This is a genomic window from Gammaproteobacteria bacterium, from assembly GCA_036381015.1.
Lineage (GTDB): Bacteria > Pseudomonadota > Gammaproteobacteria > Steroidobacterales > Rariloculaceae > ZC4RG20.
Window position 1 is genome coordinate 32,397 of the sequence record DASVDR010000017.1, and the last position, 25,526, is coordinate 57,922.

At 65.0% G+C, this 25,526-nt stretch carries 20 protein-coding genes; 13 read left to right on the forward strand and 7 right to left on the reverse strand.

All coding sequences use genetic code 11. The features are described 5' to 3' along the window. Positions 1-15: 15 nt before the first annotated feature. A complete protein-coding gene (gene pilB / locus VF329_06965; protein HEX7080737.1) occupies positions 16-1,734 on the reverse strand; it encodes a type IV-A pilus assembly ATPase PilB in 1,719 nt (572 codons plus the stop codon). A 448-nt stretch (positions 1,735-2,182) separates the two neighbouring features. Here pilB and VF329_06970 point away from each other — a divergent pair, with 448 nt between their 5' ends. The 5 genes from VF329_06970 to VF329_06990 all read left to right on the forward strand — a co-directional run bounded on the left by VF329_06970 (position 2,183) and on the right by VF329_06990 (position 7,680). Continuing rightward, positions 2,183-3,286 (forward strand): glycosyltransferase family 4 protein, encoded by a 1,104-nt coding sequence (locus tag VF329_06970; GenBank protein ID HEX7080738.1) that lies wholly within the window; start codon positions 2,183-2,185, stop codon positions 3,284-3,286. A 13-nt stretch (positions 3,287-3,299) separates the two neighbouring features. Next, on the forward strand, positions 3,300-4,025 hold the full coding sequence (locus VF329_06975) for a class I SAM-dependent methyltransferase (protein ID HEX7080739.1): 726 nt from the start codon (positions 3,300-3,302) through the stop codon (positions 4,023-4,025). A 550-nt stretch (positions 4,026-4,575) separates the two neighbouring features. Then, the gene (gene glf, locus VF329_06980) at positions 4,576-5,673 is read left to right on the forward strand and encodes a UDP-galactopyranose mutase (GenBank protein ID HEX7080740.1); all 1,098 of its coding nucleotides are present in this window, start codon (positions 4,576-4,578) and stop codon (positions 5,671-5,673) included. Then, a complete protein-coding gene (locus VF329_06985; protein ID HEX7080741.1) occupies positions 5,663-6,586 on the forward strand; it encodes a glycosyltransferase family 2 protein in 924 nt (307 codons plus the stop codon). The genes glf and VF329_06985 overlap by 11 nt, the downstream gene beginning before the upstream one ends. Before the next feature lie 35 nt (positions 6,587-6,621). Then, on the forward strand, positions 6,622-7,680 hold the full coding sequence (locus VF329_06990; protein ID HEX7080742.1) for a glycosyltransferase: 1,059 nt from the start codon (positions 6,622-6,624) through the stop codon (positions 7,678-7,680). A 148-nt stretch (positions 7,681-7,828) separates the two neighbouring features. Here the strand turns inward: VF329_06990 and VF329_06995 are convergent, their stop codons facing one another. The 5 genes from VF329_06995 to VF329_07015 all read right to left on the reverse strand — a co-directional run bounded on the left by VF329_06995 (position 7,829) and on the right by VF329_07015 (position 14,663). Further along, on the reverse strand, positions 7,829-8,821 hold the full coding sequence (locus tag VF329_06995) for a glycosyltransferase family 2 protein (GenBank protein ID HEX7080743.1): 993 nt from the start codon (positions 8,819-8,821) through the stop codon (positions 7,829-7,831). Continuing rightward, positions 8,814-10,274: a hypothetical protein gene (locus VF329_07000; protein ID HEX7080744.1), complete on the reverse strand. Its 1,461-nt coding sequence runs from the start codon at positions 10,272-10,274 to the stop codon at positions 8,814-8,816. The genes VF329_06995 and VF329_07000 overlap by 8 nt, the downstream gene beginning before the upstream one ends. Positions 10,275-10,871: 597 nt before the next feature. Continuing rightward, a complete protein-coding gene (locus VF329_07005) occupies positions 10,872-11,297 on the reverse strand; it encodes a pilin (protein HEX7080745.1) in 426 nt (141 codons plus the stop codon). Positions 11,298-11,634: 337 nt separating this feature from the next. Next, positions 11,635-12,984, reverse strand: a complete 1,350-nt coding sequence (locus VF329_07010; GenBank protein ID HEX7080746.1) for a sigma-54 dependent transcriptional regulator — start codon at positions 12,982-12,984, stop codon at positions 11,635-11,637. Then, complete coding sequence (locus tag VF329_07015; protein HEX7080747.1) at positions 12,981-14,663, reverse strand: HAMP domain-containing sensor histidine kinase; 1,683 nt, start codon at positions 14,661-14,663, stop codon at positions 12,981-12,983. Before VF329_07015 ends, VF329_07010 begins: the two co-directional genes overlap by 4 nt. 137 nt (positions 14,664-14,800) lie before the next feature. On the opposite strand from VF329_07015, the gene sucC reads away from it, so the two are divergent. The 3 genes from sucC (at position 14,801) to VF329_07030 (ending at position 18,562) form a co-directional block, all read left to right on the forward strand. Beyond that, positions 14,801-15,970 (forward strand): ADP-forming succinate--CoA ligase subunit beta, encoded by a 1,170-nt coding sequence (sucC, locus tag VF329_07020; GenBank protein HEX7080748.1) that lies wholly within the window; start codon positions 14,801-14,803, stop codon positions 15,968-15,970. Beyond that, positions 15,967-16,836, forward strand: a complete 870-nt coding sequence (gene sucD / locus VF329_07025) for a succinate--CoA ligase subunit alpha (protein HEX7080749.1) — start codon at positions 15,967-15,969, stop codon at positions 16,834-16,836. Before sucC ends, sucD begins: the two co-directional genes overlap by 4 nt. Before the next feature lie 118 nt (positions 16,837-16,954). Continuing rightward, positions 16,955-18,562: an NAD+ synthase gene (locus VF329_07030; protein ID HEX7080750.1), complete on the forward strand. Its 1,608-nt coding sequence runs from the start codon at positions 16,955-16,957 to the stop codon at positions 18,560-18,562. Between the two features lie 86 nt (positions 18,563-18,648). On the opposite strand, the gene VF329_07035 is transcribed toward VF329_07030, so the two are convergent. After that, positions 18,649-19,407 (reverse strand): outer membrane protein assembly factor BamD, encoded by a 759-nt coding sequence (locus tag VF329_07035; protein HEX7080751.1) that lies wholly within the window; start codon positions 19,405-19,407, stop codon positions 18,649-18,651. 90 nt (positions 19,408-19,497) lie between these two features. On the opposite strand from VF329_07035, the gene rluD reads away from it, so the two are divergent. From rluD to VF329_07060, 5 genes are all read left to right on the forward strand, one after another. Next, the gene (gene rluD / locus VF329_07040) at positions 19,498-20,529 is read left to right on the forward strand and encodes a 23S rRNA pseudouridine(1911/1915/1917) synthase RluD (protein ID HEX7080752.1); all 1,032 of its coding nucleotides are present in this window, start codon (positions 19,498-19,500) and stop codon (positions 20,527-20,529) included. After that, positions 20,526-21,272, forward strand: a complete 747-nt coding sequence (gene pgeF, locus VF329_07045) for a peptidoglycan editing factor PgeF (protein ID HEX7080753.1) — start codon at positions 20,526-20,528, stop codon at positions 21,270-21,272. The genes rluD and pgeF overlap by 4 nt, the downstream gene beginning before the upstream one ends. A 99-nt stretch (positions 21,273-21,371) precedes the next feature. Continuing rightward, the gene (gene clpB / locus VF329_07050) at positions 21,372-23,975 is read left to right on the forward strand and encodes an ATP-dependent chaperone ClpB (GenBank protein ID HEX7080754.1); all 2,604 of its coding nucleotides are present in this window, start codon (positions 21,372-21,374) and stop codon (positions 23,973-23,975) included. A 248-nt stretch (positions 23,976-24,223) separates the two neighbouring features. After that, positions 24,224-24,592, forward strand: coding sequence for a zinc ribbon domain-containing protein (locus VF329_07055; protein ID HEX7080755.1), 369 nt, complete (start codon positions 24,224-24,226; stop codon positions 24,590-24,592). 9 nt (positions 24,593-24,601) lie between these two features. After that, positions 24,602-25,444, forward strand: coding sequence for a DUF502 domain-containing protein (locus VF329_07060; GenBank protein ID HEX7080756.1), 843 nt, complete (start codon positions 24,602-24,604; stop codon positions 25,442-25,444). Positions 25,445-25,526: the final 82 nt, after the last annotated feature.

Here is a 25,526-nt window from a genome sequence, read left to right on the forward strand (position 1 = left end):
GCCGTTGTTCGCCGGCTAGTCGACGGTAACCCTGTTGATCTCTTCCAGGCTCGTGATGCCGTCCTTGACCTTCTTCAGGCCCGACATCCGAAGGTCGGGTACCTTCTCGCGTCGAGCCTGCTCGGCGATCTGCATGGCGTTACCGCCTTCCATGATGATCCGGCCGATCGTCTCGGTGACCGGCATGACCTGATAAATGCCGACCCGGCCCTTATAGCCGCCGTTGCATTGGTTGCAGCCCTTCGCGTGGTAGACGGTGACCCCTTCGTTGACCTGCTCCCGCGAAAAACCTTCCTTCAGCAATGCCTCCGCCGGGACGTCGACGGGCTCCTTGCAGTTGTCGCAGAGCCGCCGCGCCAGCCGTTGGGCGATGATCAGGCTGACGGAGCTCGCGATCGCGTAAGGCTTAACCCCCATGTCGACGAGGCGTGTGAGCGTCTTCGGAGCGTCGTTCGTATGCAGCGTGGAGAGCACCAGGTGGCCGGTCTGCGCCGCCTTGATCGCGATCTCGGCCGTCTCTAGGTCGCGTATCTCGCCGACCATGATGACGTCCGGGTCCTGCCGCAGGAACGCACGGAGCGCCGACGCGAACGTGAGCCCGACCTTCGGGTTGACGTTGACCTGATTGATGCCGGGGACGTTGATCTCGGCCGGATCCTCGGCGGTCGAGATGTTGCGGTCGCCCGTATTCAGGATGTTCAGACCCGTGTAGAGCGAAACGGTCTTGCCGCTGCCCGTGGGGCCGGTGACGAGGATCATGCCGTACGGCTTCATCAGGTAGTCGAGGTAAAGCCGCTTCTGGAAGTCCTCGTACCCGAGCGCGTCGATGCCGAGCTGAGCGCTCGCGGGGTCGAGGAGCCGGCAAACGACCTTCTCGCCGAACAGCGTGGGGCACGTGTTGACGCGGAAGTCGATTGCGCGGTTCTTCGAGAGCCGCATCTTGATGCGCCCGTCTTGCGGAATCCGCCGTTCGGCGATGTCGAGACGAGCCATGACCTTCAGCCGCGCCGCCACCTTCATCGCCAGCGCCACCGGCGGCTTGGCGATCTCGGTCAGCACGCCGTCCTGGCGGAGGCGAATCCGGTAGAACTTTTCGTACGGCTCGAAGTGGATGTCGGAGGCGCCGCGCTTGATCGCGTCGAGCATGACCTTGTTGACGAAGCGGACGATCGGCGCGTCGTCGACGTCGGCGCTCGTGATCTCCCCGCCGACTTCCTCCTCGCCGCCCGATACCTCGAGCTTCTCGAGGTCGAAGTCGTCTTCGTCGAAGCTCGACATCGTCGTGTCGACGGCCTCGATCGCCCGCGCCACACGGTTCTCGAGCTTGTCTTGCTCGACGACGATCGGCTCGACACGCATCGTGGTCTGGAACTTGATCTCGTCCAGAGCGTGGAGATTGGTCGGATCGCTGACCGCGACGTAAAGCCGCTTGCCCCGCTGGAGGATCGGCAGGACGCGGTGCTTCGAGAGCAGCTTGTCGTCGACGAGGCGGACGACGTCGAGGTCCGGCTCGACGGCGTCGAGGTCGAGGAGCGGGACGCCGAACTCGTGGGCCGCGGCGACGGCGATCTGGCGCGCGGGTGCGAGCCGGTTCTCGACGAGGTACGAAACGACGCTGCCCTCCCCCTTGACAGCATTGAGCGCATTCAGGATGTCGTCCTCGGAAACGATCCCGTCTTGAACCAGACGTCTGGGCAGCCCCGTAAGAGGTCCTTGCGTTACGCTGACGGCCATCACACGTCCAAGGTTAGGATTTGTGGGAAGATTTGTCGTCTCGATGCAGGTTCGATACTTTCACCGCATGCCGAGGGAACTGTCAACTATGCGCTTCTCCTTTTGTGACAAGGATTTGAAGGGTGGCGCGTCATCCGGCCGATGCCGCCGTCTACGAGTTTCGCGGAGGCCCAGGTCAGAGGTGGCGCTCCCCCCACACAGGGGGCTGAGCAGTCGGAGAATATGTCGAATTCTCGCCAAGTTTCACGTCGGTTTCGGGTCAGGACATTCGGAAATCGGGTCCGGCTGCCGTACGGGATGGCGGCTTGAATGCGTTTCCCACGTAGTGGGTGCTCGAGCCCGTATGCCCGTGCCTCGGATGAGAAGGCTGGGACGCTGAACGGACTTGACTGCGCTCGCCGAAACAGCCCTGCTCGTGACGCGCAACCTTCCACCCCTCCGAGGGGGAATGGAACGTCTCAATTTGCACTTGGCGTTGTCGTTGGCATCCCAATATGAAGTGGCCGTGTCCGGTCCGGCGGGTTGCAGTCGATACTTGGCGGGCTGCAAAGGGTCCATCGCCGAGACTCGGCATCAGCCGCTTTCGCGGTTTCTGGTCGGAAGCGCGCTCCGCGCTCTTTGCATCGCCAGGCGCGATCGCCCTGCTTTGGTCATAGCCGGTAGCGGCCTGACGGCGCCGGTTGTGTGGGGGATAGCGCAGCTGGTTGGCGCACGCAGCGCGGTTTACCTGCATGGGCTCGATCTGGTGGTCCGCAACTCGATCTACCGCAGCGCGTGGCTGCCCTTCATTCGCAGGATGCAGGTGGTACTCGTGAATAGTCGGCATACGGCCCGACTAGCCGAACGTGAAGGTATTCCCAGTAAGAGAATACATGTCCTGAACCCCGGTACCGAGCTGCCGCAGCTGAAGCCCGATGTGGCATGGGAGTTTCGGCAGCAGCATGGTCTCGGCGATAACCCGCTGCTGCTCTCCGTTGGTCGGCTCACCGCACGGAAGGGCATCGCAGAGTTCATCCAGCGCTCACTACCGGCACTTTTGGATTTGGTGCCCCGTGCGCTGTTCCTCGTGATCGGCGACGATGCACACGATGCGCTCAAGAACGGGCCCGGGTCGGAGCTCAACCGCATCAGGCAGCTCGCGATCGATTCGGGCGTCTCCGAATCCGTGTTGTTCCTACCGCCTTGCGACGACGCAACGCTGTCGGCCGCCTACAGTGCTGCAGACGTTCACGTCTTTCCGATAGTGGAGGTGCAGGGGGACGTCGAAGGGTTCGGCATGGTGGCGATCGAAGCCGCGGCTCATGGCCTACCGACCGTGGCGTTCGCCGTCGGCGGCGTGAGTGACGCAGTGCTCCACGGATCTACCGGCGAGCTTATCGCTCCCGGCGACTATGTCGCGTTCACGGCTGCAGTGGCTCGTCGCCTTGCCCAACGGCATGAGCCCGCGGAGCGACTTGCGTGTATGCAAGCGGCTGGAACCTTCGCCTGGGAAAAGTTCAGTGAGAGACTGCTGGCGCTTCTCCATGAGCCAGAGGTTGCAGCAAGGCAATGAGTCGGGAGCGTCAATGACGGTAGATCACGACCATGTACGGCGATTCTATGATTTGGAGTACTACGGTGCGGATCGTGCGAGCACTGCGTCTTGGCACACGAAGAGAGTGGCGGGGCAGCTCGGCGACTTGCGGGGCAAGGCGGTACTGGACGTAGCTTGCGGGGCCGGCGAGTGGCTGGAGGAACTGGCAAGGCGAGGAGCACGGACCGCGGGCGTGGACATTTCGGCAGTCGGTATTGAGCGCTGCCGGAATCGTGTTCCCGATGCCGAACTTTTTTGCTGTGCGGCGGAGGAATTGCCTTTCGACGATAATATCTTCGATATTGTCACGTGCTTGGGCTCACTCGAGCATTTCCTTGATGAGCGCAGGGCGTTGCTTGAGATGTGCCGCGTGGCGCGGCAAGATGGACAAATCCTCCTTCTGGTACCCAATGCCGGCTTCCTTACGCGTCGCTTGGGACTCTATCAAGGTACTGAGCAGACCGTCGTCAAGGAGGACGTCAAGTCCCTGGTCGAATGGGAGGAGCTGTTCAGTTCCGTAGGGCTGCGAGTCGCGGAGCGCTGGCGTGACCTACACGTTCTCTCGCGTAGCTGGATTGGGCGCGGAGCTTGGCCGAATTGGCCGCTTCGCTTGTTGCAGGCGATTGCGCTGCCGCTATGGCCGTTACCTTGGCAGTATCAGGTCTACTATTTGTGCCGCATCGAAGGTTGCGTCCGAGAAATCGATCAAGGCAAATAGGATCTGAGACTTAGCGTTGGAGTCCCGTCAATTTGGCGCATCCGACCCGTGCGCCGCCCCAGTGCGTTCTGTCGCTCTGACCTCTCTTCACTGCCGAGCGCGTTGCGGCCGGATGTGCCGGTAGTTCTCGACTGAGCGGGAAGATTCAGGGCCCGAACCCCGACAAACCCGGGCGGCTCGGCAATTGTGCTCCGCTCCGCGAGCACGCCGTCGAACGCTCCGGCGACGGCAGCCGCCCCCGCATATTCGTGACCCACTTCATCGTGCGGGACGACGCCGGTTGCCGTAGCCGTGCGATATGACGGAATCCACAGCGCAGTGTTGACGGTTGTGACATCATGCGCGCGCCGTCGTCTGGTCAACGAACGTAATCGGCAAAACGTTAGGCAGTTTGCTTGACGAAGCTCATTCTTTGCGAAGCCCGGACTTGCCCGTCGTACGAAAACTGCAGATGCTCCTTCAAGGCATTCGATTGAAGCAATTCTGTCGACGGGTTCGCGGTCAACTGAGCATTTCAGCGGGCCTTTCACGGCTCTAAAGGGAAAGTGCGGTGCGCGTTCTGGTTGTTGGTGCGGGCTTTGCGGGCGCCGTCCTCGCTCGGGAAATGGCGGAATCGGGGCACAACGTGCTTGTTATTGACCGAAGACCCCACATTGCGGGAAACGCGTACGATGAGTATGACGACTTCGGCGTGCTGGTTCACCGATACGGCCCACACATTTTTCACACGAACGCTGAGCGCATTTTTCGCTACCTGTCGCGGTTCACGGAGTGGCGCCCCTACGAGCACAGGGTTCTAAGTGTAGTCGGCGGAGTGCAATATCCCTTTCCCATCAACCGCATCACATTGAGCATGCTGTATGGCATCGAGCTTGACGAAGCCGGAGCAGCTGCTTGGCTTGAAAGGGTGAGGGAGCCCAAGAATCCAGTGCTTACGAGCGAAGACGTGATTCTCAACTCTGTAGGGCACGATTTATACGAGAAGTTCTTTCTGAACTACACGAAGAAGCAGTGGGGTTTGCATCCTTCGCAACTGAAGGCAGGGGTTGCTGCCCGCATACCTGTCCGAACGAACACGGATGATCGCTACTTCACCGACCGCTATCAGGTGATGCCACGGGACGGCTACACCGCCATGTTCCGGAACATACTGGACCACCCCACCATCACACTCGACCTTGGCGTCGCGTTTGAATCCATCAACCGTGACAAGTTCGATCACGTCATCTATACAGGTCCGATCGATGCATACTTCAGCTATGTCTTCGGCCGTCTGCCGTATCGGTCGCTGCGCTTCGAGCATGAGCATTTGTCGAATGTCCAATCGTATCAACCAGTCGGAACGGTGAACTACCCCAATGAGCATGCCTACACGCGGATCACCGAGTTCAAGCATTTGACCGGCCAGCAGCACAGCGGGACGTCGATCGTGCGCGAGTATCCGGAGGCCGAAGGTGAGCCGTACTATCCCGTGCCGCGACATGAGAATGAAGCGCTCTACAGACGCTATGTGGAGCTTGCCGACCGCGAAAGCAGCGTGACTTTTGTGGGGCGGTTGGCACAGTACCGCTACTACAACATGGACCAAGTCGTTGGTGCGGCTTTGGCTGCCGCTGATCGCCTGCTGGGGAAGGACCGTGGTAGCTGAGTCGGTTTGTGCACTTGTTGTTACCCATAACAGGAAGCTTCTGCTCGCTCGTTGCCTGGAGGCACTAGCCGCGCAATCAGTGCCTCCACAGCGAATCCTTGTGGTCGACAATGCCTCCACTGACGGCACGCCCGAGTTCCTTCGCGAGTCAGGGTGGCGGGATCGCCCCGACCTTGAGCTGTTGAGGTTGAACGAGAACACAGGAGGCGCCGGCGGTTTCAGCGAGGGCATTCGTCACGCACACGCGACGAGAGCTGAATGGATCTGGCTGATGGATGATGACGCGGCCCCCCACAGGGATGCGTTGGGCTCTCTGTTGGCCGCGGAGCCGGATGTCAAGAACCTCTATGGCTCTGTGGCAGTAGCCGGGAGTCGCTTGTCATGGCCAATGGTTGGCCCGCAGGGTGGCGATCAAAACATGGTCTTGGACGTGGCTGCGCTGCGCCCGCTACACGAAGTCCTGTTCATTCCATTCCTGGGCTTGCTTCTTCACCGTACTATGGTGGACCGCATTGGCCTGCCCCATGCGGGCTTCTTCCTGGCTGCGGACGACGTGGAGTACTCATTGCGCGCGCGCAAGGCCGGTGCGCGTATCCTGCTCGTGTCTGCGAGCCGCATTGAGCACCCGGCAGCTGACCGCTATGCATTGCGCCTGCCATTCAAGAAGCTGTGGTGCCTTCGGCTTCCCCCTTGGAAGCGATACTACGACACTCGCAATCGACTTCTTGTTGCACGACAGCATTACGGCTTGGCGCTCTGGTACAAGACGATCCCCGGATCGTTCCTTCGTCTGGTTGCATGCCTCTTGAAGGAAGACAATCGCCTGCAGCAAGCGTACGCATTCCTTGCCGGGTTCATTGACGGCATGCTCGGAAGGAATGGATGCAGGCACCACCGCTGGGGGCTGGGGTAGTAATGAGGATCGCTTTCCTTTGCAAGCGCCGCTACATGGGCAAGGATGTCATCCACGATCGGTATGGGCGCCTGTATCAAATTCCACTCCAGCTTGCCCGGTTAGGTCACGAAGTGCTTGGGCTTTGCGCGGACTACCACGGCGCGGAAGAGGGTGAGTGGCTCCATGACACTTCGAACGGCGAGCTGCGCTGGCGGTCTGTGCGGTTGAGGGGAAGCCCAGTTCGCCTTTTCCGCTATCCGTTGGACACATTGAGGGAGCTGCGCAAGTACAAGCCAGATGTGGTGATCGCTGCCTCGGATGCGCCGCATATTGTCATGGGAGTTTGGTTGGCACGGCAACTCCGAGTCCGCTTTGTTGCTGACCTGTATGACAACTTCGAGGGTTTTTCGCTGACGCGCTTGCCCGGACTGGTAGGCCTCTACCGGAATGCAGTTGCCCGTGCTGACGCGGTGACCTGCACGAGCGAGGCGTTGGCGGAGCACGTTCGCTCGAACTACGGTGCTCGAGGCGCCGTAATTGCAGTCCCAAGTACGGTGGACCTTTCCGTGTTTCGCCCGCGCGACAAGCTCGAGTGCAGGGCACGACTCGGGCTGCCCTCCGATGCCCGCCTCGTTGGGACTGCTGGAGGGCTGTACGTGGACAGGGGCATTAGCACCCTGTATGAGGCGTTCGAACTATTGGATTCCGAACTGAATGTCCATCTCGTGCTAGCCGGGCCATTCCATGGCGCCCACCCTCCGCCGGCACGCGAGCGCATCCATTACCTGGGGGAGCTACCGCACGAGCGAACGGCAGAGCTGTTCTCTGCACTGGACGTCGGTGTGATCTATTTGCGGAACACGGTTTTCGGAAGGTACTGTTTTCCGCAGAAGGCCTACGAGATGCTCGCGTGCGGTTTGCCGATTGTGGCAGCCGCGGTTGGGGCCATGCCGGGGCTGCTGGCTGGTACGCGCGATTCGCTCTATCCCTCCGATGACGCCTCCGCGTTGGCCCGCTGCATTGCCGCGCAGATCGCCCATTCGTCGCGCCCAGACGTTGTTGTGGAGGACTGGTCACAGCTCGTGACGCGCATTGAGCCACTGCTTCACTAACGGCCTTGTGGAGCGCCGAGGCTCAGCTGCTGTATTTCCCTTAATGTTCTTTCGAAGCTCATGGCTCGAAAAGTAGTCGTACGCGTGACGCAATCAGGTGCTTTCGGCGCTCACGAGGAGGCATCTAGCCTTCGGCGGAAAATGTGACTTACGATGCTCGTTCGCCCACTACGACCCTCCGAACTCGCTGATCGACCGTATCGCCGTTCGGCACCCCGCTCTCCACTCCAGGTTGACCAATTCTGAGCGTCGCTTGAACTGGCCGGTATATCAACTGAGTAATTTGCTCAGAGACCAACCCGATCAGGAACACCAACACCGCAGTCGTCAGCATCAGTGCACTCATGTTCGTAAATCGACTCGAAGTGACGAATGTGTAAAGGTAGTAGCAGAGCCCTGTCAGGAAAAATGTCACGCTCACGGGAAAGAATAGCTTCAGCGGTGAGTACAACGTTCCGACCTTGAAGATGATCAGGAGAAATCGTAAGCCGTCTTGTAGCGGGCGGATATGGCTCGCTCCGATTCTCTTCTTTATCTCCACAGGCAGATACCCGACCGGATAGCCGGCACGGAAGAACGACATTGTGCTGGTCGTCGGGTACGAAAAGCCGTTTGGCAGAAGGTACAAAAATTCCCGAAACTTACTCGCACGTGCAGCGCGAAAGCCCGAAGTAAGGTCTTTGACTTGCTGGCCGGTCATGTAGCTGGCCAGACAGTTGTAAAACCGGTTCGCTAAAGCTCTGGCTCTGTTCGCCTGGGATGCATCTGTTCGACTTCCGACGACCATGTCGAAGCCCTTGGAGAGCTCAGAGAGGAGGCGAGGAATGTCTACGGGATCGTGCTGACCGTCGGCGTCCATGAAAACGAACACATCTCCCGTGGCCGCGCGCGCCCCGGTCTTGATGGCCGCTCCGTTACCCATGCCATACGGATGTCGGACGACCACTGCGCCGAAACGCGCAGCGACCTCCGCCGTCGAATCGGACGATGCATCATCGACGACGAGAACTTCCGCGTGGGGGACGACCGACTTTATTCTCGGCAGCAGTTCTGCCAGCGGAACTGCTTCATTCTTGGCCGGGATTATTATCGAGACGTTCGGCTCGGACGACGCCGCGGAACGCAAGCGTGAGCTAATCATTGGCTGCGACCTTTATGGCTTGTTCCAGTTGGGCGAGTTGTTCGTTCCACCGCACGGCCCGAAACGGATTGCGAGGCTGGTGGGCGTAAGCCTCTTCGACGAAATGCTGCGCCGTCGAATAAAGGCCGGCACTCGCGAGCATCTGCACGGCGCGTATCAGGGTCGTCATCGTGTAATTCGCTGCCAGCGCGGCTTCGATGTGTCGCATCGTCATGTCGAGGTCGCGCCTTGCGAATCCTTCCTCGGACATGAGGAGATGCAAGTTGTGCCGCATGATGGGAACCGAGCGGAATGCGGGCTGGGCGGCGATGGCGGCCGCAAGCTCGTAAACGGACTCGCGGTCCAAGGTCTTGCATTCCCCGTTCGAGGCCGCACGGTAAAGCTGTCGAACGGCTTCGAACATCGAGTACTCGAATTTCGCTTCCGGCAAGCGCGCCCGAATGGATCGCAGCCTCTTCGGATACGAAGTCTCGTCTCGCCCCGAGAGGCAGGAGTAGAAAAGCGCCTGCACCGCGGTGCTGGCGCTCTGCGGGTGCGCTTCGGCAAATCGATCGAGCACCCGGCTCAGACCCGAAAGATCTCCGGCACGATAGAGCTGCTGGGCGACGTACTGTACGGCGCGCGTGGAGTCCGGGTGTTGCTTGAACCACATCTCGGCTGCGAGCGCCGGGCGGCCCCACAACGAGGTCGTGCTGAAAAGCACCGTGGCCAGAACGAGGCTATAGGCGGCTAGGCCTGCGTTGATCAGCGGTCGACTCACCCGTACGGCGTTCGCTCCCGACACGAGAGCGAATACAGGTCCCACGAGAGGCAGGTAGTTGCGGTGCTCGAAGTACAACTCCAGGGGAAGCGTCGTGGACTCGAGGCTGTGGCCAACGAGGTACCAGCCGACGGCGAACGAAAGGAGCGGGGCGCGACGCCTCGACAAGATCGCCGCGGCAATCACAGTAATCCAACCGCCGACGGCTATGAGTGACGACGCGTCCAGCCAATCGCGAAAGACTGGGTAGTCGTCGTGAAAAGGCCCCAGGGTGGAGGAGATCGGTAGAAAAGCGCGGAAGAGATACTCCCACAAGACGCGCACTTCGGTCAGGAGGCGGTCCGCGCTGGAAAAGCCCCGCATCAGCACCGTGGATTCGCTGTAATCGACTCGCAGCGCGAGATAGACGAGCAACGCTACCGCAGGAGCGGCGAGAACTACTGCGAACCACACAGACCACAGGCGGCGAAATCGCGGCATCGTCGGCCGCGACAGCAGCGTCGTTTCGATGATCAGGACGAAGAGCGGCAGTAGCGCGCCGTTCTCCTTCGTCAATGTTGCAAGACTCGCGCCGACGACCAGGGAGAGGGTCATCAGCACGATTGCGGTGATCGGCCGCCGCTCGCACAAGCGCCGGCTGAAGAGGTAGCCGATCAGCCCCAGCAGGGAAAACGTTGCCGACAGCGTCGTCATTCGCTGAACGATCAGCAGCGAGCTCGAGGCGAGTATCGGCATCAGCATCCAGAGCGCGCCGCTCATCGCCGCGACCCATGCCGCCCGCGGTGCTTCGACGCCCCTTGCGAGGCTCAACAGGTGGAGCGCCCAGACGACCAGCGCACCATTCAGCAGATGGATGCAGACGTTGACGTAAAGGAACGTACCCGGATCCACGGGCCACGCATGCGCTTGAGGCACGAACGAGGCTAATGCAACCGGGCGTCCGAGCGGCCCCGCGATGCCCTCGGTTATGAACCGAAGGGCCGACGACCAGCTCACGACGTTAGTTAGGCCTTGGAGACTGCCAGGATCATCGAAGTGAAAGGAGCCGCCGAGGCCCGGGGAATACGCAATGGCCGTCAGAACGAGGGCGAGAACGAAGACGAGCGGTCCGCAGGAGTCGAAGGACAGCCGATCCGGTCGGCGCAGGCTCGTGGTGAACTGTCCCATCCTGATTCGTAGCGCTGACTCGTAGCGATGAAGGTTGGTTAAGTCGACGCGTCCGGACGGAAAAAGCCCGGGCCGATGCCGGCCCGGGCTGCTGTACCAAGAGAAATGACGATCGATCTGGGTCTAGCGGCAGCTGGCCGGCAGGTACTTCTGCTCGATTGTGCTGTTCGCGCACGTCCACTCGACGCTGCCGCCGTTGTCGCTGCCCTCCAGGATGAAATTGCCGCTCGTCAGCTTCGGGTTGGCACCATTGCCAAACGTTACCGTGATGAGGCTTTCGTTGACGGCAACGTCGGTCACATAGTTACCGGTGATGGATGCAGAGGCCGAAACGCCTGCCGAGGCGTTGCTCCCCGGCCACCTACCGGTCGTCTGGAAAAACTCCGACACGGCCGTCCGCACGCCCGACGCCAGGCTCATCGCCTCGGACACCTGCGCCCGAATCGTGTAGTCCTGGTACGCGGGAATCGCGATAGCCGCGAGAATTCCGATGATAGCCACCACGATCATCAATTCGATGAGCGTGAAGCCTTCCTGCATCTTTCTCATTCGAGAAGCTCCTCTAAGCGTTTTCTTGAGTCACGATGGACAGACGCACGCTGCGTCTTGCGGCGTAATCTGCAATCGATATGCCAAGGGTAAAGCACTATGTCAAAACAGTTGTAGCGGCGCGACCTCCAGACGTGACGCGGTTCACGTGCTGGACATATTGCAACCACGAACGTGACCGCCGAAGCCGAATATCCGTCACAATGTGACCAAATTTGTCACGTCCGCGTCGCCGCCCTGCGACATCCCGAGCATCGAGAAATGCGGGGATCGCCGAAACGACCGGCGCCGACACCTTCTCGAGCCCGGCGACGCTTCGCCTCGATGTCGAGCGACCTCACTCGATGCCGAGCTTCTTGATCCGATACCGCAGCGCCCTGAAGCTGATCCCGAGGATCTGCGCGGCGGCGGTCTTGTTGTAGCGCGTCTGCTCGAGCGCCTTCATGATCTTGTCGCGCTCGATTTCCTCGAGCTGCGTGCCGAGCGGCGTGCCGTCTTCGATGCGTGTCGCGCTCGAGGCCGCCCCGCCCCCGCGGGGCTCGTCGTGGCTCATCCGAAGCTGAATGTCTTCCTCGTCGATCTCGTCGCCTGAGCAGAGCGTCAGCGCGCGCTCGAGAATGTTCTCGAGCTCCCGCACGTTCCCCGGGAAGCGATACCCGAGGAGCGCGGCGTGCGCCTTCTTCGTGAGCCGCGGCGCTGCGACCCCCTGGCTCGCGGCGAGGCGCGACAGGATGCGGTGCGCGAGCATCAGCACGTCGTCGCCCCGCTCGCGAAGCGGCGGCACGTGGAGCTCGATGACGTTGATCCGGTAGTAGAGGTCCTCGCGGAAGCGGCCTTCCGCGACGAGCTCGCCGAGATCCTTGTGCGTGGCGCTCAGAATTCTCACGTCGACCGGCACCTCGCTCGTCTGCCCGACGGGCCGGATCGACTTCTCCTGAATCACCCGCAGTAGCTTCACCTGCATGTGCAGCGGCAGGTCCGCGACCTCGTCGAGGAAGAGCGTGCCGCCTTCCGCGGTCTGCACGAGACCGATCTTGTCGCCGACGGCGCCGGTGAAGCTGCCCTTGCGGTGGCCGAAGAACTCGCTCTCCATCAGCTCGGTCGGGATCGCGCCGCAGTTGATCGGCACGAACGGGCCGTCGCGCCGCGGCCCGGCCTCGTGGATCATTCTCGCGACGAGCTCTTTGCCGGTGCCGGACTCCCCGGAGATGTGCACCGGCGCCTGGCTGCGCGCGACCTTCGCGATCATCGCCCGCACGCGCTCGATGGCGGGGGAGGCCCCGACGAGCTCCTGCGACGCGGCGGTTTTCGGGGCGGCGCCTCCTTTGAGCTTCAGCGCGGCGGTCACGAGCTTGCGCAGGTCGTTCAGGTCGAGCGGCTTCGAGACGAAATCGAAGGCGCCGACCTTCAGCGCCTTGACCGCGGTCTCGACGCTGCCGTGGGCCGTGATGACGGCGACGGGAGTGCCCGGCGCCTCGCGCTGGATCCACTCGACGAGCTCGAGCCCGTCGCCGTCGGGCAGGCGCATGTCGGTGAGACAAAGGTCGAAGTGATCGCGCGCGAGCGCGCGCTTCGCGCCCGCGACGTCGCCGCACTTGCGTGATGCGATGTCCATGCGCTCGAGCGTGATCGACAAAAGCTCGCAGATGTCCGGTTCGTCGTCGACGACGAGTGCGGTCGGCTTCATTGTGCTTCTGCTCCGTGAGCCGTTTGCCAACGATTCGGGTCCGCGAACACGATGCGGAACTGGCTGCCCCCCCCGGGCCGCGCGAAGTAGCGTAGCGTAGCGCCGTTGCGCTCGCACAGCTCCCGGCATACGTAGAGACCGAGGCCCGTGCCGCCGGGCTGGCCGGTGAAGAACGGCTCGAAGATCTGCTCGGCCTGAGCCGGGTCGATCCCCGGGCCGCGGTCCCCGACCTGGAGGAACGGTCTCCCGGTGGTCTCGACCTGGCCGCACGTGAGATCCACGGCGATCGCACCCGCGGTCGCGCTGGCGTACTTCACGGCGTTTTCGCACAGGTTCCAGACGATCTGGTGGAGATGCGTCGGATCCATCTCGACCTCGACGTCGACGGAGTCGGGTGTCACCGAGACCGCGCCTTCGTAAAGCTCTTGCGTCTGTACGAACTCGTTCGCGAAGTCGTGCATCCACGGCTTCAAGAGCAGGCGCTCGGGCCGCGCCTTCTCGCGGCGCGACAGCGAGAGCACGCTCTCGACGATCTGGCTGACGCGCTTCGCGTTCACGCGGATGATGTCCGTCAGCCGTCGGTCCTCGGCGCCGATGCTCTCCGACTCGGCGAGGAGCTGCCCCGCGTGGCTCATCGCGCCGATCGGGTTGCGGATCTCGTGCGCGATGCTCGCGCTCAGGCGGCCGAGCGCAGCGAGCTTGGTCTGCTGCACGCGCTCGGCGATCAGCGACACGTCCTCGAGAAAGATCACGACGCCGCCGGCGCGGCTGCTCCCGAGCGGCGCGAAATGCGGCTGGATCGTCGTCGAGCCGTCGGCCGCGGCGAACGGCGAGCCGGAGCCGTTCGCGACCGCGCCCTCGCGGCGCCACTCGCCGAGCCGCTCGACCAGCTCCGGGGAGAGCGTGCGCAGCGGCAGCCCGTCCGTGCGTCCCGACGCGCCGAGATGCTTGAGCGCCGACTCGTTGATCAGCCGCACGCGGTCGTCGCCGTCGACGACGACGATGCTCTCGCGGAGGTGCTGGATGATGTACTCGTTCAGCTCGACGAGGTTGCGGAGGTCCACGCTGCGTTGCTCGGCGAGGGCCTCCGTCTCGACGATCCGGCGGCGCACGAGCTGCGCGACGGCCGTGATCAGAAACACGACGACGCCGAGGATCCCGGCGGCCGCGTACTGCTCGACGCCGCTGACGCCGCGAAGATGCGCGAACGTCTGCTCGAGCAGCAGCGCGAGCGTCGTGATCGCGGCGAAGAAGAACGCACGCCGCAGCGGCACCAGCAGCGCGAGCGCGCCCACCGAGACCGCGAGCAGCCCGCCGAGCGCGTTCGACTGCGCGCCGCTCGCGTGAATCAGCGCGACGACGACGGCGAGATCGGCGCCGAAGAGCAGGTAGGTTTGCAGCTCGACGCGCGGCGTGCGCCGATAGAGCAGCCACATCTCGACGCAGCCGACGGCGAGCATCGCGACGAGCGCCCGAAAGGCCACCGCCGGATCGAGGTCGCCGATCAGGCGCGGGCTGTCGACGAGCAGAAACGCGGCGAGCAGGATCGCGCCGAGGGCGAGCCGAAAGACATTGAGCAGGCCGAGGATGCGCCAGCCGAACTCGCCCGCTTCGCCGATGGCCGAGTCCCGGCGAGCGGAAGCCGCCTTGGCGGGCTTGCGTATGTCGACGGCGGACATGTCGCGGCGAATCTTAACCGAAGGACTCGGTCCCGGCGCCGCCCGCCCTTGCCTTTACGAAGCCGAGCGCTTTCATGGACAATACCGAACCCTCGCGGCCCCCATTTCCTCAAGATGACTGCTGAGACTCGAGCCTCATGAATCTGCACGAATACCAGTCCAAGGCGCTCTTCGCCGAGTACGGCATCCCGATACCGAAAGGTCGGGTCGCGGCGAGCGAGAAGGAGGCCTGCCAGGCGGCGGAAGCGCTCGGCGGCGGCCTGTGGGTCGTCAAGGCGCAGGTGCACGCCGGCGGCCGCGGCAAGGCCGGCGGCGTCAAGCTCGCCCGCTCCGTGGAGGAGGTTTCGGCGTACGCGAAGGCGATGCTCGGCAAGCGTCTCGTCACGCACCAAAGCGGTCCGGACGGGCTGCCGGTCGATCGCGTTTATATCGAGTCGGGCTCGGAGATCGCGCGCGAGCTCTACTTGAGCCTCTTGGTCGACCGCTCCGCGGAGCGGATCGCGATCATGGCTTCCGCGGCAGGCGGCATGGACATCGAGGAGGTCGCGCGCGAGACGCCCGAGAAGATTCTCACGGTCCACCTTCACCCCGCCGCGGGGCTCCAGGCGTATCAGGCGCGGCAGATCGCGTTCGGCCTCGGGCTCGACGCGAATCAGCAGAAGGAGCTGCACCAGATCCTTGCGCAGCTCGTGCAGCTCTTCAAGGAGTGCGACGCGAGCCTGGTCGAGATCAACCCGCTGATCGTCACGAAGGACGGCCGCGTCGTCGCGCTCGACGCGAAGATCAACGTCGAGGAGAACGCGCTGTTTCGCCAGCAGCGCCTCGCCGGCATGCGCGACGTGGCGCAGGAGGACGAGCGCGAGCGCCGCGCTCACGAGCACGACCTGAACTACGTCTCCCTCGACGGCAACATCGCCTGCCTCGTCAACGGCGCGGGCCTTGCGATGGCGACCATGGATTTGATCAAGCTGCACGGCGGCGAGCCCGCGAACTTCCTCGACGTCGGCGGCGGCGCCACGGCCGAGCGCGTCAAGGAAGCGTTCAACATCATCCTCACGAACGAGAAGGTGAAGGCGATTCTCGTGAACATCTTCGGCGGCATCGTCCGCTGCGATCTGATCGCCGAGGGCGTGATCTCCGCGGTCAAGGACGCCCACGTCGGCGTGCCGGTCGTCGTGCGGCTCGAAGGCACGAACGTCGACAAGGGCAAGAAGCTGCTCGCCGAGAGCGGCTTGAAGATCATCGCGGCCGAAGACCTGAAGGACGCCGCGTCGAAGGTCGTGAAGCTCGCCGGAGGTGCGGCATGAGCATCCTCGTCGGCGCGAATACGAAGGTGATCTGCCAGGGGCTGACCGGCCGGCAGGGCACGTTCCACACGCAGCAGTGCCTCGAGTACGGCACGAAGGTCGTCGCGGGCGTCACGCCGGGCCGCGGCGGCACGGAGCACCTCGGCCTGCCGGTGTTCGATACGGTCGCGGAAGCCCGGCGCGAGACCGGCGCGACCGCGAGCATGATCTACGTGCCGGCGCCGTTCGCGGCCGATGCGATCCTCGAGGCGGCGGACGCGGGCATCGAGGTGATCGTCTGCATCACGGAAGGCGTGCCGGTCCTCGACATGGTGCGCGTGAAGGCGGTGCTGAAGGACCACGAATGCCGCCTGATCGGCCCGAACTGCCCCGGGATCATCACGCCGGGCGAGTGCAAGATCGGGATCATGCCGGGCGCGATCCACCGCCCCGGGTCCGTCGGCATCATTTCGCGCTCGGGCACGCTGACGTACGAAGCCGTGGGGCAGACGACGGCGCGCGGCCTCGGCCAGACCACGTGCGTCGGCATCGGCGGCGATCCGGTCCGCGGCATGAACTTCATCGACTGCCTGGAGCTGTTCGAGGCGGACCCGGCGACGCGCGGGATCGTGATGATCGGTGAGATCGGCGGCACGGACGAGGAGGCGGCGGCGGAGTACATTGCCGCGCATGTCACGAAGCCCGTCGTCGCCTACATCGCGGGCGTGACCGCGCCGCCGGGCAAGCGCATGGGCCACGCGGGCGCGATCATCTCGGGCGGCAAGGGCACGGCCGTCGAGAAGTACGCCGCGCTCGAGAAGGCCGGCGTCGCCACGGTCCGGTCGCTCGCGGATCTCGGGCAGGCCATGGCGGAGGCCCTCCGCTAGAAAAAAGGTGTCAGACACCTTTTCTCGGGAGCAGTGATGGGCGCGATGACTCTCGGCCCAAAAAGGTGTCCAAAAAGGTGTCAGACACCTTTTTCGGTCTGACGCCTTCTCTCGACGAATGAAGATCGCGCTCGCTCAGCTCAACACGCGGGTCGGGGGCATCGACGAGAACACCCGCAAGGTCCTCGACGCGGCCTCCCGCGCCCGCGACGCGCTCGGCTGCCGGCTCGTGATGTTTCCGGAGCTCACGCTCTCGGGTTATCCGCCCGAGGATCTGCTGCTGCATCGCGGCCTGCGCAACCGCGTCGAAGCCGCGTTCGAGAAGGTCCGCACGGGCGTTTCCGGGATCGCGATGTATCTCGGGTATCCGGAGTATCAGGGCGAGTTCATCTACAACTCGGGCGCCCTCCTCGACGACGGCGAGATCGTCGCGAAACATCGCAAGCGCGTGCTCCCGAACTACGGGGTGTTCGACGAGAAGCGCTATTTCCAGCCGGGCATGAATGCCACCGTCGCGACGGTCGACGACGTCTGCTTCGGGCTGATCATCTGCGAGGACGGCTGGGATCCGGAGCCGAGCCGGGCGGCGGTGGAGGCGGGCGCGAAAGCGCTGCTCGTGATCAACGGCTCGCCGTATCACGTGCATCAGCCGCGCGTCCGCGAGGAGGTGCTCGCGCGCCGCGCGCGCGAGTGCGGCGTGCCGCTGATTTACCTGAATCTCGTCGGCGGGCAGGACGAGCTCGTCTTCGACGGCGGCTCGTTCGCGGTCGACGCGGCCGGCGAGGTCGTGTTCCGCGCGCCGATGTTCGAGGAGGGGATCTACGTCGTCGAGATCGAGACGCAGCAAGGCGCCGTGCGCGTGCTCCCGGGTCCGAAGACGCCTCATCCGGAGCACGAGAAGAGCGTTTACGAAGCGCTCGTGCTCGGCACGCGCGACTACGTGGAGAAGAACGGCTTCAAGGGCGTCGTGCTCGGGCTTTCCGGCGGCGTCGACTCGGCGCTCACCCTCGCGATCGCGGTGGACGCGCTCGGCGCGGAGCGCGTGCACGCGGTAATGATGCCGTCGCGATACACGTCGCAAATGAGCCTCGACGACGCGTCCGAGCAGGCGCGGATGCTCGGCGTGCGCTACCACGTGATGTCGATCGAGCCGATGTTCGAGGCGACGCTCGGCGTGCTGAAGGACGTCATCGGCGGACTGCCGCCGGATGCGACCGAGGAAAACATCCAGGCGCGCTGCCGCGGCCTGCTGCTGATGGCGATCTCGAACAAGCTCGGCGAAATGCTGCTGTCCACGGGCAACAAGAGCGAGATGGCCGTGGGGTACGCGACCCTTTACGGCGACATGGCCGGCGGGTTCGCGCCCCTCAAGGATTGCAGCAAGACCCTGGTGTACCGTCTCGCGCGCTACCGCAACGCCATCTCGCGCGTGATCCCGGAGCGCACGATCACCAGGGCGCCGAGCGCGGAGCTCAGGCCCGACCAGAAGGATTCGGACTCCCTTCCGCCCTACGATCAGCTCGACCCGATCCTCGAGCTTTTCATCGAGAAGGACTACTCCGTGGAGCAGATCGCGGCGCTCGGCTTCGAGCGGGAGACGGTCGTGAAGGTGCTTCAGATGGTGAAGCGGGCCGAGTACAAGCGCCGGCAGGCGCCGCCCGGCGTGCGCGTCAGCGGCCGCGCGTTCGGCCGCGACTGGCGCTACCCGATCACGTCGGCTTATTGAGCGCGACGAAAAAAGGTGTCAGACACCTTTTCCACGGAAAAGGTGTCAGACACCTTTTTCAGACACCTTTTTCAGACGACGCGTTTTCAATCCAGCCGGATCGGCTCCGACGGCGTCGCGCCGTCCCCGAAGCTGCGCTCGAGCACGCGGCGCGCGTCGGCGGCGAGCTCGGTCATGCCGAGCTCGTTATACGCCTCGATCATGATCTCGAGGCTTTCCTCGAGCTGCGGTGCGCCGGGGTAGTGCTCGATCGCGTATTCCGCGCGCTGCACGGCGGCGACGTAGGCGCCGCGACGAATGTACCAGCGCGCGACGTGATTCTCGTACTCGGCGAGCCGGTTGCGCAGGAAGACCATACGGCGGTGCGCATCGGCCGCGTAGCGGCTGTCCGGGAAGCGCCGGAGCAACTCCTGGAACACGTTGAACGCTTCCTCGGTGTCCTTCGGCGGCCGGGCCGACATGTCCACCTTGAACAGCCGCTCGAGGACATTCGGGCCCTCGTCGAAGTACACCAGGCCCTTCATATAGAGCGCGTAGTCCACGCGCGGGTGCGTGGGGTTCTCGCGGATGAACTCGTCGGCGGCGTCGATCGCGGCCTCCGGCTGGCGGCTCTTATAATAGGCGGAGATGATGTCGAGCTGCGCCTGCCTCGTCAGATTGCTGAACGGGTAGCGCGCCTCGAGCTGGAGAAAATACTGGACCGCTCCTTGATAGTTGCCCGCCTCCATCATCTCGCTGCCGCGGTCGTAGAGCGCCTCGGGTCCGGCATCCTCCACGATGTTGTCGTTGCCGCCGCAGCTCGCCGCGGCGCAGGCGATGGCGCCGAGCAGCAGTCGTTTGATCATCGAAGGCATCGATCCCCGCTCATGGCTTTTGTTGGGCCGCCCGCCGCGGCCGCCGTCCGGAAGGCGAATTTTACCTTTTGACGAGGAGCCATGGCCGAAAGTTTCGCCGACGACGATGACGGGGGGGCCGACGTCGTCTTCCGGCGCGCCGTGATCCCGCCGGAGCTCGCCGGGAAGCGCCTCGACCAGGCGGCCGCGGCGCTGATCCCGGAGTTCTCGCGGAGCCGCCTGAAGGCCTGGATCGACGCAGGCTGCATCACCCTCGCCGGCGAGCCGGCCGAGGCGAAGCGCAAGGTCCGGGCCGGCGACGAGCTCGTGCTCGCGGCCGAGCTCGAGGCCGCCGTGCCGGTCCGCCCGGAGCCCATTCCGCTGACCGTCGTTTACGAGGACCCGGCGCTCCTCGTCGTCGACAAGCCCGCGGGGCTCATCGTCCATCCGGGCGCCGGCAACCCGTCGGGGACGCTCCAGAATGCGCTGCTGCATCTCGACCCGGCGCTCGCGGCGCTGCCGCGCGCGGGATTGGTTCACCGCCTGGACAAGGACACGAGCGGTCTCTTGCTCGTCGCACGGACCCTCGAGGCGCAGGCGGCGCTCGCGGCCCGGCTCGAACGGCGCGAGATCCGCCGCACCTACGTCGCCGTCTGCCAGGGCGTGCTGACCGGGGGCGGCGTCGTGGATGCGCCGATCGGGCGCCATCCGCGCGATCGTCTGAAGCAGGCGGTGACCGGGCGCGGGCGCGCGGCGCGCACGCATTACCGCGTGCTCGAGCGGTTCCGCGCGCACACGTCGATCGAGGTCGAGCTCGAGACGGGGCGCACGCACCAGATCCGCGTGCACATGGCGCACCTGCGCGCCCCGCTCGTCGGCGACCCGCTCTACGGCGGGCGCCCCCGCTTTCCGCCGCAGCCGACCGAGGGGCTCCGCGCCTTGCTCGAGACGTTCGGCCGCCAGGCGCTCCACGCCGCGCGGCTCGCGCTCCGGCACCCCGGCACCGGGGAGCCGCTCTCGTTCGAGAGCGCGCTCCCGGCGGACATGGAGGCGCTGCTCGCCGCGTTGCGGGCCGACGCGGCCGCGGCGGCCGGCCGCGGGCGGGAGCGCGATGCCTACGGAGCAAGCCGATGAGCGCCGCCGGGGACGGCTTCGCGATCGCGCCGGAGTGGCCCGCCCCGCAGGGCGTGCGCGCCTGCGTCACGCTGCGGACGGGCGGCGTGAGCACGGGCGCCTACGCGAGCCTGAACCTCGGCGGCCACGTGGGCGATGACCCGGCCAACGTCGCGGAGAACCGCCGGCGCGTTGCCGCTCGCCTGGCGCTTCCCGAGGAGCCGCGGTGGCTCGAGCAAGTCCACGGCACGCGGGTCCTCGACCTCGACCGGGAAGCCGTCGCGCCGGCCGACGGCGCGGTCACCGGGCGCCTCGGCGTCGTCTGCACGGTGCTGACCGCCGATTGCCTGCCGGTCCTCCTCGCCGACCGCCAAGGGCGCCGTGTGGGCGTCGCGCACGCCGGCTGGCGCGGGCTCGCGGGCGGCGTGCTGCCGGCCGCCGTCGAAGCGCTCGGCGTCCCCGGAGCCGACGTCGTCGCGTGGCTCGGCCCGGCCATCGGGCCGCGCGCCTTCGAGGTCGGGGACGAGGTCCGCGCGGCGTTCGCCGAGCGCGGGTTCGCCGTCGAGCGGAGCTTCGTGCGCAACGCGCGCGGGCGCTGGCTCGCCGACCTCTACGCTCTCGCGGCCGAGAGCCTCGCGCGGGCCGGCGTCGGCGCCGTGTTCGGCGGCGGGTACTGCACGCATTCGGACGGCGACCGCTTCTTCTCGCACCGCCGCGAGGCCCCGTGCGGCCGAATGGCGGCACTGATCTGGAAGGAGAGCTGAGCACGCGGCACCGGAGCGGTTGATATCGCGGCCGCGGGGCCCCATGTCTCTGGGCGGAATCGAAGTTTTCACCCGAGCGAATTCAGGGAGCGCGTCGTCATGCGCATGGACAAACTCACCAGCAAGTTTCAGCTCGCGCTCGCCGACGCGCAGTCGATGGCGGTCGGCCGCGACCATCAGTACATCGAGCCCGTGCACGTGATGGCGGCGCTGCTCGAGCAGGAGGGCGGGACGATCCGCGGCGTGCTGACGAAGGCGGGCGTGAACATGAACCGCCTGCTCTCGTCGCTGGGCCAGGCCCTCGACCGCCTGCCGACCGTTCAGGGCGCTTCGGAAGGCGAGGTCCACCTCTCGAACGAGCTCGGCAAGCTGCTGAACATCATGGACAAGCTCGCGCAGGAGCGCGGCGACGCCTACATCTCGAGCGAGCTTTTCGTGCTTGCGGCGCTCCAGGCGCGCGGCGAGCTCGGCCGCATGCTCGAGGAGGCCGGAGCCGTGAAGGGCGCCATCGTGAAGGCCATCGACGAGATTCGCGGGGGCAACAAGGTGCAGGACCCGAACGCGGAAGAGATGCGGCAGGCGCTCGACAAGTACACGATCGACCTGACCGAGCGCGCCGAGCAGGGCAAGCTCGACCCGGTCATCGGGCGCGACGACGAGATCCGCCGCACGATCCAGGTGCTCCAGCGGCGCACGAAGAACAACCCCGTGCTGATCGGCGAGCCGGGCGTCGGCAAGACCGCGATCGTCGAAGGCCTCGCGCAGCGCATCGTGAACGGCGAGGTGCCCGAGGGCCTGAAGTCGAAGCGCCTGCTCGTGCTCGACCTCGGCGCGCTGATCGCGGGCGCCAAGTTTCGCGGCGAGTTCGAGGAGCGCCTGAAGGCCGTGCTGAACGAGCTCGCGAAGCAGCAGGGCCAGATCATTCTCTTCATCGACGAGATGCACACGCTGGTCGGCGCCGGCGCGGCCGAGGGCGCGATGGACGCCGGCAACATGCTGAAGCCCGCGCTCGCGCGCGGCGAGCTCCACTGCGTCGGCGCCACGACGCTCGACGAGTACCGCAAGCACGTCGAGAAGGACGCGGCGCTCGAGCGGCGCTTCCAGAAGGTGCTCGTGGACGAGCCGACCGTCGAGGATACGATCGCGATCCTGCGCGGCTTGAAGGAGCGCTACGAGGTCCACCACGGCGTCGAGATCACCGACCCGGCGATCGTTGCCGCAGCGACGCTCTCGCACCGCTACATCACCGATCGCAACCTTCCTGACAAGGCCATCGACCTCGTCGACGAGGCCGCGTCGCGCATTCGCATGGAGATCGACTCGAAGCCGGAGGAGATGGACCGCCTCGACCGGCGGCTGATCCAGCTCAAGATCGAGCGCGAGGCGCTGAAGAAGGAATCGGACGAGGCCTCGAAGCGCCGCCTCGCGGACCTCGAAGCGCAGATCCAGCGGCTCGAGAAGGAGTACTCGGACCTCGAGGAGATCTGGAAGGCCGAGAAGGCGGCGATGCAGGGCACGACGCACATCAAGGAGGCGCTCGAGCACGCGAAGGTCGAGCTCGAGAAGGCGCACCGCGCGGGTGACCTCACGCGGATGTCCGAGCTTCAGTACGGCCGGATCCCGGAGCTCGAGCGCCAGCTCGCGCAGGCCGCGGCGGCCGAGAAGGACACGTCGGCCCACAAGCTGCTGCGCAACCGCGTCACCGAGGAGGAGGTTGCGGAGGTCGTCTCGAAGTGGACGGGCATCCCCGTCTCGAAAATGCTCGAGAGCGAGCGCGAGAAGCTGCTCAAGATGGAGGAGTTCATCGGCAAGCGCGTCGTCGGTCAGGAGGAGGCCGTGCATGCCGTCGCGAACGCGATCCGTCGCTCACGCGCGGGGCTCGCCGATCCGAACCGGCCGAACGGCTCGTTCCTGTTTCTGGGGCCGACCGGCGTCGGCAAGACCGAGCTCACGAAGGCGCTCGCCGCGTTCCTGTTCGATACCGAGGACGCGATGGTGCGCATCGACATGTCCGAGTTCATGGAGAAGCATTCGGTCGCGCGGCTGATCGGCGCGCCGCCGGGGTACGTCGGCTACGAGGAGGGCGGCTATCTCACCGAGGCCGTGCGGCGCAAGCCCTACTCCGTCGTGCTGCTCGACGAGGTCGAGAAAGCGCACCCGGATGTCTTCAACGTGCTGCTTCAGGTGCTCGACGACGGCCGCCTCACGGACGGGCACGGCCGCACGGTCGACTTCCGCAACACGGTCGTGATCATGACGTCGAACCTGGGCAGCCAGCGCATTCAGGAGCTCGCGGGCGCGGAGAACTACGCGCGGATGAAGGCGGAAGTCATGCAGATCGTCGGGCAGCACTTCCGGCCGGAGTTCATCAACCGCATCGACGACGTCGTCGTGTTCCATCCGCTCGAGACGGAGCACATCCGGCGGATCGTCGACATCCAGCTCGAGTACTTGCGCCGGCGCCTCGGCGAGCGCGACATCGGCCTCGAGCTCGACGCGTCGGCGGTCGACCGGCTCGCGGAGGCGGGGTACGACCCGGTGTATGGCGCCCGGCCGCTGAAGCGCGCGATTCAGCAGCAGCTCGAGAATCCGCTCGCCGAGCGGATCCTGCGCGGCGACTTCGGTCCCGGCGACACGATCCGCGTCACGGCCGAGCCCGACGGGCTCGGCTTCCGCAAGGGCCCGGCAGCCGCCGCCGCGTGACCGAAAAAGGTGTCTGCCCGAGAAAAAAGGTGTCAGACACCTTTTTCCCCGGAAAAGGTGTCTGACACCTTTTTCGGAGGCGGTTTTTGTCGATTTTCGGGCGGAATCGCTTCCCCCCGCGGGACGTCCCGCCGATAATCCGACGCGCCGCGCGGGACCGCGCGAAGGCCGGGGCGTGCCGCCTCTTGAAATCGCGCGGGACGCCCCAAATGGTTGACCGGCCATGGATTAGCGAGAGAACTTCAAGCATGCCGATCTACGAGTATCGATGCGCCGCCTGCGGACATACGCTGGACGCGTTGCAGAAGCTGAGCGACGAGCCGTTGAAGGACTGCCCGGAATGCGAGGAGCCGTCGCTGCGTCGTCTGGTGTCGGCGCCTGCCTTCCGGCTGAAGGGCGGCGGCTGGTACGAGACCGACTTCAAGTCCGACAAGGAGAAGAAGCGCAACCTGGCCGATGACGGTCAGCGCAAGTCCGCCGAGGACGGCAAGTCCAAATCGGCCGACGACGGGTCGAAGAAGTCGGGCGACACGGCGAAGAGCGCCGACGCGTCGAAAGCCGAGAAGAAGGAAAAACAGGCAAAGGGCACGAGCGGGGCGAGCAGCGCGGTCGCTTGAGGGGCTCCGGTGGCTCGTCTCCGCCGCTATCTCGTCGCCGGCCTGCTCGTCTGGGCCCCCGTCGGCGCCACGATCTTCGTCTTCCGGCTGCTCCTCGGTCTGATGGAGCGGCTGCTCTTCTGGCTGCCGGCGCCCTATCGGCCGGAGGCGCTTTTCGACTTCGGCGTGCCCGGACTGAACGCGATGGTCTCGGGCTTTCTCGCGTTCGCCGTGCTGCTCGCCACCGGCATCCTCGCCGCGAACTTGATCGGCCGCCGGCTCGTGAGCCTCTACGAGTCGTGGCTCGCGCGCATTCCGTTCGTGCGCACGGTCTATGGCTCGGTCAAGCACTTCGTCGAGGTCGTCTTCAGCGACACGAGCCAGTCGTTCAAGCGCGTGCTGCTGATCCAGTACCCGCATCCGGGAATGTACTCGCTGGCGTTTCAGACCTCCGACACCGTCGGGGAAGTGCAAGAGCGCACCGGCGAGACCGTCGTCAGCGTGTTCCTGCCGACGACGCCCAATCCGACGTCGGGCTTCATTCTGTTCGTGCCCCGGGAGCAGATCGTCGAGCTCGACATGACGGTCGAGGACGCGTTGAAGATGATCGTCTCGCTCGGCGTCGTCACGCCGAGATGGGAGCCGGAATCCTCTAAGCAGGTCGAGCTCGAGCTGCCGGCAGGCGCGGTACCGCCGTCCCACCCCCAGGTTCCTGCCGAGGCCGGCGCAACGGCCGCCCCGCCCGCGCGCGGTCGAGACGCGGCCGCCGCCCCGATCCCGGAAAGCGCCGGCATGCCGCGGGAGCCGCAGGAGAGCCTGGCCGAAGGCGGCCCGCGCCGCCGCCGGGTTGCGCCGTCCAAGGCCGCGCCTTAGGGTTCGCGCCCTTTCGGGTCGCGCTCGACCTTCCCGCGTCGCGCGGACAACGCGTAGAAGCGGTTCCGGAGCCGAATCAAGG

Bases quoted from the DNA above. Each gene is read 5' to 3' on its own strand.
- VF329_06990 (HEX7080742.1), top strand. From the start codon at position 6,622: ATGGGCAAGGATGTCATCCACGATCGGTATGGGCGCCTGTATCAAATT.
- VF329_06995 (HEX7080743.1), bottom strand. From the start codon at position 8,821: ATGATTAGCTCACGCTTGCGTTCCGCGGCGTCGTCCGAGCCGAACGTC.
- VF329_06975 (HEX7080739.1), top strand. From the start codon at position 3,300: ATGACGGTAGATCACGACCATGTACGGCGATTCTATGATTTGGAGTAC.
- VF329_07005 (HEX7080745.1), bottom strand. From the start codon at position 11,297: ATGAGAAAGATGCAGGAAGGCTTCACGCTCATCGAATTGATGATCGTG.
- VF329_06970 (HEX7080738.1), top strand. From the start codon at position 2,183: ATGGAACGTCTCAATTTGCACTTGGCGTTGTCGTTGGCATCCCAATAT.
- clpB (HEX7080754.1), top strand. From the start codon at position 21,372: ATGCGCATGGACAAACTCACCAGCAAGTTTCAGCTCGCGCTCGCCGAC.
- rluD (HEX7080752.1), top strand. From the start codon at position 19,498: ATGGCCGAAAGTTTCGCCGACGACGATGACGGGGGGGCCGACGTCGTC.
- VF329_07035 (HEX7080751.1), bottom strand. From the start codon at position 19,407: ATGATCAAACGACTGCTGCTCGGCGCCATCGCCTGCGCCGCGGCGAGC.
- sucC (HEX7080748.1), top strand. From the start codon at position 14,801: ATGAATCTGCACGAATACCAGTCCAAGGCGCTCTTCGCCGAGTACGGC.
- pilB (HEX7080737.1), bottom strand. From the start codon at position 1,734: ATGGCCGTCAGCGTAACGCAAGGACCTCTTACGGGGCTGCCCAGACGT.
- VF329_07010 (HEX7080746.1), bottom strand. From the start codon at position 12,984: ATGAAGCCGACCGCACTCGTCGTCGACGACGAACCGGACATCTGCGAG.
- pgeF (HEX7080753.1), top strand. From the start codon at position 20,526: ATGAGCGCCGCCGGGGACGGCTTCGCGATCGCGCCGGAGTGGCCCGCC.
- VF329_07055 (HEX7080755.1), top strand. From the start codon at position 24,224: ATGCCGATCTACGAGTATCGATGCGCCGCCTGCGGACATACGCTGGAC.
- sucD (HEX7080749.1), top strand. From the start codon at position 15,967: ATGAGCATCCTCGTCGGCGCGAATACGAAGGTGATCTGCCAGGGGCTG.
- VF329_07030 (HEX7080750.1), top strand. From the start codon at position 16,955: ATGAAGATCGCGCTCGCTCAGCTCAACACGCGGGTCGGGGGCATCGAC.
- VF329_07000 (HEX7080744.1), bottom strand. From the start codon at position 10,274: ATGACGACGCTGTCGGCAACGTTTTCCCTGCTGGGGCTGATCGGCTAC.
- VF329_07015 (HEX7080747.1), bottom strand. From the start codon at position 14,663: ATGTCCGCCGTCGACATACGCAAGCCCGCCAAGGCGGCTTCCGCTCGC.